General features: G+C 76.2%; 5 protein-coding genes. 4 read left to right on the forward strand and 1 reads right to left on the reverse strand.

What is annotated here, in order from left to right; all coding sequences use genetic code 11:
- Positions 1–2 precede the first annotated feature (2 nt).
- On the reverse strand, positions 3–1,310 hold the full coding sequence (locus O7628_RS17095) for a cytochrome P450 (protein ID WP_278131854.1): 1,308 nt from the start codon (positions 1,308–1,310) through the stop codon (positions 3–5).
- A gap of 327 nt (positions 1,311–1,637) precedes the next feature.
- Here O7628_RS17095 and O7628_RS17100 point away from each other — a divergent pair, with 327 nt between their 5' ends.
- From O7628_RS17100 to O7628_RS17115, 4 genes are read left to right on the forward strand one after another with little or no spacing between them, the layout of a single operon-like run.
- Positions 1,638–9,095: a non-ribosomal peptide synthetase gene (locus O7628_RS17100; RefSeq protein ID WP_278131856.1), complete on the forward strand. Its 7,458-nt coding sequence runs from the start codon at positions 1,638–1,640 to the stop codon at positions 9,093–9,095.
- Entirely contained in the window at positions 9,092–10,333 is a 1,242-nt protein-coding gene (locus O7628_RS17105; protein ID WP_083302882.1) for an FAD-dependent monooxygenase, read from the forward strand. The genes O7628_RS17100 and O7628_RS17105 overlap by 4 nt, the downstream gene beginning before the upstream one ends.
- Entirely contained in the window at positions 10,330–11,934 is a 1,605-nt protein-coding gene (locus O7628_RS17110; protein WP_278131859.1) for a hypothetical protein, read from the forward strand. The genes O7628_RS17105 and O7628_RS17110 overlap by 4 nt, the downstream gene beginning before the upstream one ends.
- Positions 11,931–12,833, forward strand: a complete 903-nt coding sequence (locus tag O7628_RS17115; protein ID WP_278131861.1) for an SDR family oxidoreductase — start codon at positions 11,931–11,933, stop codon at positions 12,831–12,833. Before O7628_RS17110 ends, O7628_RS17115 begins: the two co-directional genes overlap by 4 nt.
- The last annotated feature ends 1 nt before the right edge of the window (position 12,834 follow it).

The raw sequence follows: 12,834 nt of genomic DNA on the forward strand, positions 1-12,834 counted from the left end.
TCCTACGGCCGGAGCCGTACCGGCAGCTGGTCGTATCCGCGCAGCACCCGGGTCGGGCGGCGGTGCGGCGCCCCGGCCAGCGCCGCGTCGGGGTAGCGCTCGAAGAACGCGCGCAGCCCGAGCTGGCCCTCCATCCGGGCGAGCGCCGCGCCGAGGCAGTAGTGCACCCCGCTGGAGAACGAGAGGTGGTCGCGGGCGTTGGCGCGGGTGACGTCGAAGCGGTCCGGGTCGGCGAAGACGGCCGGGTCCCGGTTCGCGCCACCCATCATCGGCACGACGACCTCCCCGGCACGCACCCGCACGCCGGCCACCTCCGTGTCGGCGAGGCAGTAGCGGGCGGTGGTCTGGGCGGGCGAGTCGTAGCGCAGGATCTCCTCCACCGCGTTGGCCCACCCGTCGGGCCGCCCGCGCAGCTCCGCGAGCTGGTCGGGATGGCGGATGAGCAGGTGGATGCCCGTGCCGAGCAGGTTGACGGTGGTCTCGAACCCGGCCACCAGCAGCAGGCCGGCGATGGCCAGCAGCTCGTCTTCGGTGAGCCGCTCGCCGTCGCTGTCGAGGTGCACGAGGCGGCTGAGCAGGTCGTCGCCGGGGTCGGCGCGCAACCGGGCGAAGTGCCCGCGCAGCCACCCGTTGAGCTGCCCGACGGCGGCCTCGGCGGCACGGTATTCCCGCAGCGTCAGCCCGAGGTCGAGCGTCGGGGTGGCGGCCTCGCCCCAGGCCAGGAACCGCTGCCGCAGGTGCTGCGGCACGCCGAGGATCTCCGCGATCACGGTGAGCGGCAGCAGGCTCGCGTAGCGCCCGACGACCTCCACGGCACCGGCCGCGTCCGGGGCCAGGCCGTCGAGCAGGGCGGCGGCGTGCCGCTCGATCCGGGGCCGCAGCCCCTCGATGGCCCGGGGGGTGAAGACCTTGGCGACCAGGCGTCGGTAGCGGGTGTGCGCCGGCGGGTCGACGACCAGCATCGAGGGCGGGTCCGCCGGCCCGATGGGCCGCCCCCGGTGGCTGAGGCGGCGCAGCACCGCGAGCGGGCCGGGCGCCGGCAGCGAGCCGGGGTCGCTGCTGAACGCCTCGCCGCGCAGCACCGCGACGACCGCGTCGTGCCGGGTGGTGCTCCACATGAGCCGGCCCCGGACCAGCGCGCCGGCCTCGCGGACCTCCCGGTAGAACGGGTACGGGTCGGCGCGGATCGCCGGGTCGAAGAAGAGGCGGGCCTGCGCGTCGCCCCGGCGGGCGGCGGCGCTGATGCCGAGCCGGGCCAGGCCGTGCCGGTCGACCCAGCGCAGCAGGGTCCCCGGTCTGGTCAGCTCCACCCGAACCTCCCGCCATCGGCCATGTCGGACGCCCGCGCAATTCCCATCGTGGCCACGGGCGCGTCAATTCCTATCGGCGCGGGGGATTTGCCGAGGTGATCTCGAAAAACACTTATACCCCAGCCGGAGACGTCGGCGCAACGACGTCCTTCTTTGCATGAGAATTCGATGTGAAGGTGCCGAACTCGCTGACGTAAACGTCGCTCCTCCGGTACTGTCCAGCGCCATGGCAACGACGAAAGTCGATCAATATTGTCATGTGACGGTGCGTCGGTCGTGCGGTGCAGTCGTAAGGGGTGAGCAGTGAGGAATGTCGACCGGGCACCGTTGACCACAGTTCAGGCCGACATCTGGGTAGCTGGCCGACTATGTCCGGAGCTGCCCCAGTTCAACGTCGGGGGATACCTGCGGTTCACCGGGCCCCTCGACCTCGACCTCATGCGTACCTGCATGGAACGGGCCGTCCTGCGGAACGACGCGTTGCGGCTGCGTTTCGAGGAAGAGAACGGTGAGCCATATCAGTGGGTCGAGGACGAGCCGCCGGTAATTGCCACCATCGACTTCTCGGAAGAAGCCGACCCCCGCGCGGCCTGCCATTCCTGGATGGCCCGGTCGTTCGACCGTCCGTTTCCGCTGCGCCGGAGCCGAATGTACGAATCGGCCCTGCTCATCGAGAGCGAATCGGTCAGCTACGCGTACCTCAATGCCCATCACCTCGTCACCGACGGCTGGGGCGGGCGGCTGCTGCTGCGGCAGGCCAGCGAGGACTACGCCCGCCTCCTGAGCAACGGGGCGGGTGCCGGGGAACCGCCGTCGTCGTCGTACCTGGCGGTGGCCCGCGCCCGGGCCGAGCGCCCGCGCCCGGCACCCGGGGAAGCGGACCGCGAGCACTACCGCGCCGCGCTGGCGGGCGTCGCGCCGGCCCTGTTCCCGCGCCGCGCGACCGGTGGCCCGGCCGGCGACAGCCCGATCGACGGCGCCGCGACCGGCGACAGCCACCCGGCCGGTGCGGGCGGCCCGGCCGGCGTCCGGCCCGCCGCCGGCGGGCGGCACAGCTTCCCCATCGACCGGGCCCTGATCGACCGGATCACCGCCCGGGGCGAGTCCCCGTTCACCGTCGTCGCCTCGGTCCTCGCCACCTACCTCGCCCGGATCCACCGCACCGACCGGGTCGTGCTCGGCGTACCCGTGCTCAACCGCCGGACCCACGTCGAACGCCGCACGGTCGGCCACTTCGCCAACGAGCTGCCCCTGCCGGTCCGGGTCGACGGCGCGCGGTCGCTGGCGGACCTGGCCGCCGAGGTGCAGACGACCCTGCGCGCGCTCTGGGCCCACCAGGGGGTGTCCCGGGGCGACCTGCTGCGCGGCGTGGCCCTGCCCGACGGCGGCCGGCAGCTCTACGACGTGACCCTGTCCTGGATGCGCTGGCCGCGCCCGGAGCCGATCCCCGGCGTCGCGCAGCAGACGATGGCGCGCAGCCGGCTGCACGACGGGCACGCCCTCGCCGTGCTCGTCAACGACTTCGACGACGGCCCGCTGACGGTGGACCTCGACTACGCCCCGGACGTGTTCGACGCGGACTTCCCGATCGAGGCGCTGGGCCGGCACGTCGTCACGCTGCTCCGCAACGCCCTCGACGAGCCCGACCGGCCGCTCGCGCGGACCCCGATGCTGCCCCCGGTCGAGCGGGACCGGCTCACCCGGGGGCTCAACGACACCCGGGCCGACCTGCCCGACGACCTGACGGTGCACGGCCTGTTCGCCCGGCAGGCCGCCCGCACCCCGGACCGGACCGCGCTGGTCGTCGACGGCACCGACGAGACGGTCAGCTACGCCGACCTCGACGCCCGCGCCAACCAGGTGGCCCGCGCCCTGCGCGACGCCGGGATCGGCCGGGGCGACCGGGTCGCCGTCCTCGCCGACCGGGGACCGGGGCTGCTCACCGCGATCCTGGGCACGCTGAAGGCGGGCGGGGCGTACGTCGCGGTCGAGCCCGACCATCCCCCGGCGCGCCTGCGGCACCTGCTCACCGACAGCGGGGCCCGGGTGCTCGTGGTCACCGGCGACACGCCACCGCCGCCGGTCGGCCCCGGGGTCGCCGTCTGCCACCTCAAGGCGATGACCGACCGGCCGACGGCCCCCCTGGAGCCGGTCGCCGACGGCGCCGACCTGGCGTACGTCTGTTACACGTCGGGCTCCACCGGCCGCCCCAAGGGGGTGCTGATCGAGCACCGCTCGGTGGTCAACCGGCTCGCCTGGATGCAGCGGCGCTACCCGCTGACCGGCGACGACGTGCTGGTGCAGAAGACGCCCGTGTCGTTCGACGTCTCCGTGTGGGAGCTGTTCTGGTGGGCGCTCGCCGGGGCCCGGCTGGTGCTGCCCGAGCCGGAGGTGCGGCGGGACCCGGCCGTGCTGCTGCGGACGGTCGCCCGGCAGGGCGTGAGCGTCGTCCACTTCGTACCGTCGATGTTGGGGCCCTTCCTCGACCTGCTCGCCGACGACCCCGCGGCCCGCGCGGACGCCGCCGGACTGCGGCTGGTCTTCGCCAGCGGCGAGGAGCTGCCGCCCCGGCACGTCGACCGGTTCCACCGGCTGCTGCCCGCCGGGCCGCCCGCCCCCCGGCTGGTCAACCTGTACGGGCCGACCGAGGCGACGGTCGACGTCTCCCACTTCGAGTGCCGGCCCGACCCGGCCGGGCGGACCGCCCGCGTGCCGATCGGCCGCCCGATCGACAACATCCAGCTCTACGTGCTCGGCCCCGGCGACGAGCCGCAGCCGGTCGGCGCGCCCGGCGAGCTCTGCATCGCCGGGATCGGCGTCGCCCGGGGCTACCTCGGCCAGCCCGAGCTGACCGCCCAGCGGTTCGGCGTCGACCCGGTGACCGGCGGCCGGCTGTACCGCACCGGCGACCTCGCCCGCTGGCTCGCCGACGGCACCGTCGAATACCTGGGCCGCCTCGACGACCAGGTGAAGATCCGGGGCAACCGGGTCGAGCCCGGCGAGGTACAGCACGCCCTGGCCGCCGTGCCCGGCGTGCGGGAGGCGGTCGTGGTGGCCCGCACCGACCCGGCCCGGGGCACCCACCTCGTCGGCTACTACCGGGCCGACGCCGACCTCGACCCGGCGTGGCTGCGCGCCCAGCTCCTGCACGGGCTGCCCGACTACCTGGTCCCCGCCCTCTTCCACCGCCTCGACCGGATCCCGCTCACCGCCCACGGCAAGCTCGACCAGGCCGCCCTGCCCGACCCGGCCGCCGGGTCCGCCACCGATCCCGCCGGCGGGCCCGTCGACGGCGGCCCGCCCGCCGGTGCCGCCCGCGCCGACGCCGGGACCGGGCCGGGCCCCCGCGACGAGGTGGAGCGCACCCTCGCCGCGATCTGGGCGCGGGTGCTCGGGGTGCCGTCCGTCGGCATCCACCAGGACTGGTTCGCCGTCGGCGGCGACTCGATCCTCGCCCTGCGGGTCGGCGCCGAGGCGGCCCGGCACGGCCTGCACGTCACCGTCGCCGACCTGGTGGCCCGGCCCACCGTGGCGGCGCTGGCCGCCCACGCCCGCGCCGCCACGCCACCGGCCGGGGACCAGGACGCGCCGCCCGAGCCGTTCGGGCTGGTGTCGCACCTGGACCGGGCCGCGCTGGGCGACGCGCAGGACGCCTTCCCGGCGACCCGGCTCCAGCTCGGCCTGCTGTTCCACGGCAGCGAACGCGAGGACGCCACCGCCTACCACGACGTGTTCCGCTATTCGCTGCGGCTGCCGTGGGACGAGGTCGCGTTCCGCGCCGCCCACGCCCGGCTCCTCGACCGCCACCCGGCCCTGCGCTCCTCGTTCGACCTGGGCGGCTGCTCCGAGCCGCTCCAGGTCGTGCACGCCCGGGTGACCGGCGGCCTCGACGTCGCCGACCTGCGCGACCTCGACGCCGCCGCGGCCGACGCCGAGGTGCTGGCGCACATGCGGCAGCGGCGACGCCACCGGTACGCGTTCGACCGCGCCCCGCTGCACCTGATGCGGGTGCACCTGCTGCCGTCCGGGGCCGTCGACCTGGTGTTCAGCTTCCACCACGTGCTCCTCGACGGCTGGAGCGTGGCCACCGTCGTCGGCGACCTGCTGCGGACCTACCTGCGCCTGGTCGGCGTCGACATCGACCCGCCCCGGGCGGCCGCGCTGCCCTCCCCGGCGGCGTACGTCGTCGAGGAGCGCCGCGCGGTCGACTCCGTCGCCACCCGCGACTTCTGGCGGGCCCGGCTCGACGGCGCGGAGCTCACCCAGGTCGAGGGCTGCCGCCAGTACGAGCCGCCCGGCGACGAGGGGACGATCATCCGGCACGTCCCGCTGCCCGACGACCTCCAGGACCGGGTCCGCGGCTTCGCCGCCGCGCACGGGCTGCCGGTCAAGTCGGTCCTGCTCGCGGCGCACTGCCTGCTGCTGCGGCTGTACTCCGGCGCGGCGGACGTCACCACCGGCCTGGTCACCCACGGGCGGCCGGACCGGCCCGGGGCGGAACTCGTCGCGGGGCTGTTCCTCAACACGGTGCCGCTGCGGGTCACCCCCGGCGCGCGTACCTGGCTGGAGCTGGTCCGGCAGGTCCACGGGCAGGAGCGGGAGTGCCACCCGCACCGGCGCTACCCGCTGCACGCCATCGTCGGCGACCGGGGCGGCGAGCCCGTCTTCGAGACGGCCTTCAACTACGTCCACATGCACGTGCTGACCCCGCTGCTGGAGCTGCCCGAGGTCGAGCTGCTCGGCTTCGACACCTGGGAGGAGACCAACTTCACCCTGCTGGTGAACGTGTTCGTCAGCCCCGCCGACCGGCGCGTGTCGCTGCGCGTCGACGCCGACGGGCGGACCCTCACCCCGGCGCAGACCGACCTGCTGATCGACGCCTACCTGCGCATCCTCGCCCGGATCGTGGCCGACCCGCAGGGCGAGCCGGACTTCGGCTTCCTCGCCGCCGCGCCGCGGCCCGCCGGCCCGCCCCTGGAAACCCCCGGCGACGTGGGACGCCGGCTCGCCGCGCACGCCCGGAACACCCCGGACGCCGTCGCGATCACCTTCGACGCCCCGCCCGCCGACGCGGCGACCGGCGCCGGGCCTCCGAGCGCCGCCGCCTCCGACGGTCCCGCCGCCCCCGGCGGCCCGCCGCAGCGGTGGACCTACGCGCGGCTCGACGAGGTGGTCGACCGGATCGCCGTCGGGCTGCTGCGCGCCGGGGTCCGGCCGGGGCAGCTCGTCGGGATCGCCCTGGACCGGTCGCCGGAGATGATCGCCGCGATCTACGGCATCGCGCGCGCCGGGGCCGCCTGCGTCCCGCTCGACGTGACGTACCCGGCGGAGCGCATCGCCGCGATGGTCGAGCAGGCCCGGCCGGCGCGGATCGTGACGCACCGACGGCACCGGGGCCTGGTCGGCGACCCGGCCACCGTTCTCGACGTGGCCGACCTCGTCGCGGACCCGGCGACCGGTGGCATCCTCGCGGGCCCGGCGACTGGCAACCTCGTCGCGGACGCCGCAGTCAGCGACGGGGCCGTGGCGCTGCCCCGGGTCACCGCCGACGACCTGCTCTACGTCCTGTTCACCTCCGGGTCGACCGGCGTGCCCAAGGGCGTGGCGATGACCCACGGCGCGCTCGACAACTACCAGGCGTGGCAGATCCGGGCGGCCAGCGCGGCGGTCGGCGGCACCACGTTGCAGTACGCCCCGCTCAGCTTCGACGTGTCGTTCCAGGAGATCCTCACCACGATCAGCGCGGGCGGCACCCTGCGGATCATCGACGAGGACCTCCGGCGGGACGTGCCGGCCCTGCTGCGGCTGCTCGACCGCGAGGCCGTCGCCCGGATCTTCCTGCCGTACGTCGCGTTGCAGCAGCTCGCCGAGGCCGCGGAGCTGCTCGGCATCCATCCCCGCGCGTTGCGGGTGGTGATCTCCTCCGGCGAGCAGCTGCGGGTGACCGCCGAGATCCGGCGCTTCCTGGCCGCACTGCCGGCCGGCGCGGTCCTGGAGAACCAGTACGGGCCGACCGAGACGCACCTGGTCACCGCGTACCCGATGACCGGCGACCCGGCGCGGTGGCCGAACCTGCCGCCGATCGGGCCCGCCATCGACGGGGTCGAGATGCACCTGCTGGACGAGCGGATGCGGCCCGTGCCGACCGGGGTGACCGGCGAGCTGTACTACGGCGGGATCCAGGTCACCCGGGGCTACCACGGCCGGCCGGGCCTCACCGCCGAGCGCTGCGTGCCCAACCCGTTCGGCCCGCCGGGCAGCCGGCTCTACCGCACCGGCGACCTGGCCCGCTACCTGCCCAACGGGGACCTGATCTGGGTGGCCCGCACCGACACCCAGACCAAGATCCGTGGTTTCCGGGTGGAGCCCCTGGAGGTGGAGATGGCGGTCATGGAGCTGGCGGCGGAGTACCCGGGCATCCGGGAGGCCGCCGTCGTGGCCCGCCGCCGGGAGGGCGTCGACTCCTACCTCGCCGCGTTCCTCGTCGGTGACCCGGACGCGGTCGACCTGGCCGACGTACGCGGCCGGCTGCGCGCCACCCTCCCCGAGCACCTGGTGCCGGCGCGCTGGCAGTGGCTGCCGGCGATGCCGCTGACCCCCAGCGGCAAGCGCAACGACCGCGCCCTGCGCGAACTGCCGCTGGACCTGGCGGAGGCGCCCCGCGTCGCCCCCCGCGACCGGTACGAGCGCGTCGTCGCCGACATCGCCGCCGACCTGCTGCACCTGCCGGCCGTCGGCGCGCACGACAACCTGTTCGAGCTGGGCGGCACCTCGCTGACCGCGATGCGGCTGGTGGTGATGCTGGAGAAGCGGTTCGGGGTGGCCGTGCCCGTCTCGGCGTTCGTCGCCACGCCGACCGTGGCGGGCGTGGCCGCGCTGCTGCGCTCCGGCGGCGCGGACCTCACGTTCGACCCGCTGGTGCCGATCCGCGCCCGGGGCGACCGGCGGCCGCTGTTCCTGGTGCACCCGCTCGGCGGCAACGTGCTCTGCTACGTCCCGCTGGCCCGCCACCTCGACGCCGACCAGCCCCTGTACGCGTTGCAGGCCGCCGGGGTGGACGCCGGCACCGAGCCGCTGCGCACCGTGCCGGAGCTGGCCGCCGCCTACCTCGACGCGATCCGCCGGATCCAGCCCGACGGCCCGTACGTCATCGGTGGCTGGTCGTTCGGCGGGGTGGTCGCCTTCGAGATGGCGCGGCAGCTGCGCGACAGCGGGGCCGGGGTCGACCGGCTGATCCTGCTCGACCCGATCGCCCGCCGGCCCGGCGACCCGGTGCCGGTCGCCGACGACGTGCTGCTCGACTGGTTCTTCTGGGAGCTGATGCGGCTCGGCCACGACGGGCCGCCGGCGCGCGGCGTGCCGGCCGAGCTGACCACGCCCGAGGCGAAGCTCGACTTCATCGCGAGCCGGGCCGGCGAGAGCGGGGTGCTGCGCCCGGGCAGCACGCGCGGCTCGGTGCGCCGCCTCTTCGCGGTCTTCCGGGCCAACTGGGAGGCGATCATCTCCTACCGGCCCGAGGTCGTCGACCAGGACATCACCCTGCTGCGGGCCGCCGACCCGCTGCCCGCCGTGCTGAAGCCGATGCACGATCTCGCGGGCACCCTGCACCTCGACCCGCGCAACGGCTGGGGCGAGCTGACCACCGGCCGGGTCGACGTGATCGACGTGCCGGGCGACCACCTGGTGCTGATGGACGAGCCGTACGTGGCCGAGGTGGGGCGGCGGATCACCGGGCTGCTGGCGGGGGACGCCCCGGCCCGCCGGCCGGTCGGGGACGCGCGATGATCGCCCCCGCCGGTTCCGGCGGCCCCGCCCGCGCCGCCGGTCCGGTGCAGGCCGCCGGTTCGGGCCGCCGCCGGCCGAAGGCGATCGTCATCGGGGCCGGCATCGGCGGCCTCGCGGCGGCGAGCGCGTTGCGCCGCGTCGGGGTCGACGTGGAGATCCACGAGCAGGCCCCGGAACTCCGGGCGGCCGGCTCGGCGCTCTCCCTGACCGCCAACGCCCGCGTCGCGCTGCGCTGCCTCGGCATCGACCTCGACGTCGAGCGGCGCGGCCAGGTCTACCCGGAGCTGCACTTCCGCACCGCGACCGGGCGGCCGATCAGGACGGTCCGGTTCGCGCACCTCGGCGACCGGGTCGGCGCGCAGAACGTCGCCATCCACCGCGCCGAACTGCACCAGGCCCTGCTCACCGAGGCCGGGGACCCGCCGATCCGGCTCGGGTCCGCCGCCCGCCGGTTTCACCGCCACCGCGGCGGCATCCGGGTCGAGTTCGCCGACGGCACCAGCGCCGACGGCGACCTGCTGATCGGCGCGGACGGCTTCGGATCGGCGGTACGCCGGCAGCTCGTCGGCCCCGAGCGGCCCCGGGAACCCGGGTACGTGTGCTGGCTGGCGACCGTCGCGTACCGGCACCACCTGGTCCGCGACGGGTACGCCGCCCACTACTGGGGGCGGGGCCAGCGGTTCGGGCTGGTGCACCTCGGCGGCGACCACGTCTACTGGTGGGGCACCCGCAACATGCCGCCGGAGGCGGCCCGCGACTGGCGTGGCGGCCGGGACGAGATCCTCCGCGCGTACGCGGGCTGGGCCGACGAGGTGGTCGCCACCGTGGCCGCCACCGCCGACGCGGCGGTCATCAGCGTCCCCGCCCGGGACCGCCCCGCCCTGCGGCGCTGGGGCGACGGCGCGGTCACCCTGCTCGGCGACGCGGCGCACCCGATGCTGCCGAGCCTCGGCCAGGGCGCGGCGATGGCGGTCGAGGACGCGGTGGTGCTGGCCCGGTGCCTGGCCGGGGCCACCGACCTGCCGGGCGCGTTGCGCCGTTACGAGGCGGCCCGCCGCGACCGCACCCGGCGGATGATCCGCCAGGCGCACTCGCTGAGCCGGATCGAGCAGCTCGCCAGCCCCGCCGGGGACCTGGCCCGCCGCGCGTACCTGCGGTGGCTGCCCACGCGCCTGGTCGACCGCCGCAACCTGGCGGACCTGACCTTCCCCGACGTCCTGCCGGCGGCCGGGCGGTGAGCGCCGCGCGCGAGGCCCACCGGGAGCTCAGCCCGCTGGAGCGCTGGTACTGGATCGCCGACCAGGTCTCCCCGCTCAACGTCATCGCCCGGGTCCGGGTGCGCGGGCACCTGCCGACGGAGCTGCTGCGGGCGGCGCTGGACGAGCTCCAGGCCCGCCACCCGCTGCTGCGGGTGGCCATCGCGACCCGGCCGGACGGCCGCCGCCCCCGGTTCGTGCCGACGGACCGGCCGATCCCGCTGCGCCGGGTCGCCCCCGCCGATCCCGCCAGCCCCGCCGTGCCCGATGCCGCCGATCCCGCCGGGCCCGCTGATTCGGCCGATCCCGCCAACCCCGCCGGGCCCGCTGATTCGGCCGGGCCCGGCGACCCCGACGCCGGCTGGCTGCGCGAGGTCGACGAGCGGGAACTGGCCGACCGGGTCGACTGGCGGACCGGCCCGCTCTGCCGGGCGGTCGTGCTGACCGCCGGCGCGGCCGCGCCGACGGCGCGGCCCGGGCAGCCCGTGCCCGCCGACCCCGGGCCCGCCGCCGGGGACACGCACGACCTGATCCTGACCCTGCCGCACTGCGTGGCCGACGGCACGACCGCGCTGTCGCTGCTGCGCCAGTGGATCGAGCACGCCGACCGCCTGGCCGCCCGGGACCCGGCCGGCACGGAGGGCCGCACCCCCGGCGGCACCGCCCCGCAGCGGGAGCCCGCGCTGCCACCGGCCGAGCGGATGTTCCCCCGCCGGTTCCGGGGCGTCACCGGCGCGCTGCGGCTCGGCGGGCAACTGCTGCGGGACCTGTACGCGGTGCGCCGGCACCGGCCGGCCCGGGTGACGCCGAGCCGGTTCGTGCCGTTCACCGAGCGCCGGAGCCGGCTGCTGCACCGGACGTTCACCGCCGAGCAGGTCGCCGCGCTGGCCCGGGCGTGCCGCCGGGAACAGACCACGGTGCACGGCGCGCTCGCCGCCGCCATGGTCCTCGCGGTCGCCGCCGAGACACCCCCATCCGCCCCGGGGCACGTGGCGATCGGCTCCCCGGTGGACTTCCGGGCCGCGCTGACGCCCCCCGTGCCCGAACGGGCCGTCGGCGCGTACGTCGCCACCGTCCCCTCGTTCGTGCCCTACCGGCCGGGCGCGTCGCTGTGGGAGGTGGCCCGGTCGATCAGCGGGGACCTCGCGGGCCGTCGCCAGCGGGGCAGCCACTTCGCCATGGTCGACCTCGTCCGCCTCTCCTGCCCGCCGTCGGTCGCGGCCAGCGGCCGGTTCGTGGAGCTGACCGAGCGGACCGGGCCGGTGAACCTCTGCCTGTCCAACCTCGGCCGGTACGACTTCCCGGACCGGATCGGGGCCTGGCGGCTCGCCGGGGCGCAGTTCGTCGCGGGGCTCTCGGTCTGCGGCTACTTCGTCGCCACGGCGAACACCAGCCACGGCGAGCTGGCCTGGAACTTCGTCCACGTGGCGGAGGCGGTCCCGGACGCCAGGGCGGCCCGCCTCGTCGCCGCCTGCGTCGACGCGGTGCTGGCCGAGATCGACCGCGCGCCGGTCGGGAGCGACGGGGAGCCGGCGGATGCCGCGGCGGTGCCGGCCGGGACCGACGGAAGGGTGGGAACATGATCGGGGCCGGACGGCGGATCGCCGCGCGGGGCCGGGCGGTAGTGGTCACGGGGGCCTCGTCGGGGCTCGGCCGCGAGGCCGCGCTCCACCTGGAACGGGCCGGTTTCCGGGTCTTCGCCGGGGTGCGTGACCGGGCCGCCGCCGACGACCTGGCCGCCGCCACCACGGCCGGGCGGCTCACCCCGCTCCGCCTCGACGTCACCCGGGCCGACCAGATCCGGGGTGCCGTCGACGAGGTGGCCCGGCAGGTCGGGGCCGGCGGCCTCTGGGGGCTGGTCAACAACGCGGGGATCAGCCTGCCCGGCCCGCTGGAGTGCCTGCCGCCGGAGCAACTGCGGCGGCAGCTCGACACCAACGTGGTCGGCCAGGTCGCCGTGATCCAGGGCTTCCTGCCGCTGTTGCGTACCGGCCGGGGCCGGATCGTGAACGTCACCTCCGGCCTGGGCCGGGTCGCCCTGCCCTACCTCGGCGCGTACGCGGCGGCCCAGTTCGCCAAGGAGGCGGTCAGCGACAGCCTGCGGCGTGAGCTGCGGCCGTTCGGGATCGCGGTGTCGGTGGTCCAGCCGGGGGCGATCCAGACGCCGATCTGGGACAAGGTCGCCGACGCCGGCACGGAGACGATGGCCCAGGCGGCGGGGCGGACCGGCGACCTGTACGCGGAGCCGTTCGGCCGCTTCCTCGCCCGGCTGGCCGCGCAGGCCCGGCGCAGCGGGACCACCCCGGCGGACTTCGCGCGGGCGGTCGCCCGGGCGCTGACCGCCGCGCGGCCGAGGACCCGGTACCCGGTCGGCGGCGACGTGCGGCTGGGCAGCCTGGCGGCCCGCCTGCTGCCCGACACCCTGCTCGACCGCAACTTCGCCCCGCTCGTGCGGCCCACCCCGACCAGCAGTGAGGACTGAC

The organism is Micromonospora sp. WMMD956 (assembly GCF_029626125.1).
GTDB lineage: Bacteria > Actinomycetota > Actinomycetes > Mycobacteriales > Micromonosporaceae > Micromonospora > Micromonospora carbonacea.

Coding starts and splice junctions, on each gene's coding strand:
- O7628_RS17115 (WP_278131861.1), top strand. CDS start 11,931: ATGATCGGGGCCGGACGGCGGATCGCCGCGCGGGGCCGGGCGGTAGTG.
- O7628_RS17105 (WP_083302882.1), top strand. CDS start 9,092: ATGATCGCCCCCGCCGGTTCCGGCGGCCCCGCCCGCGCCGCCGGTCCG.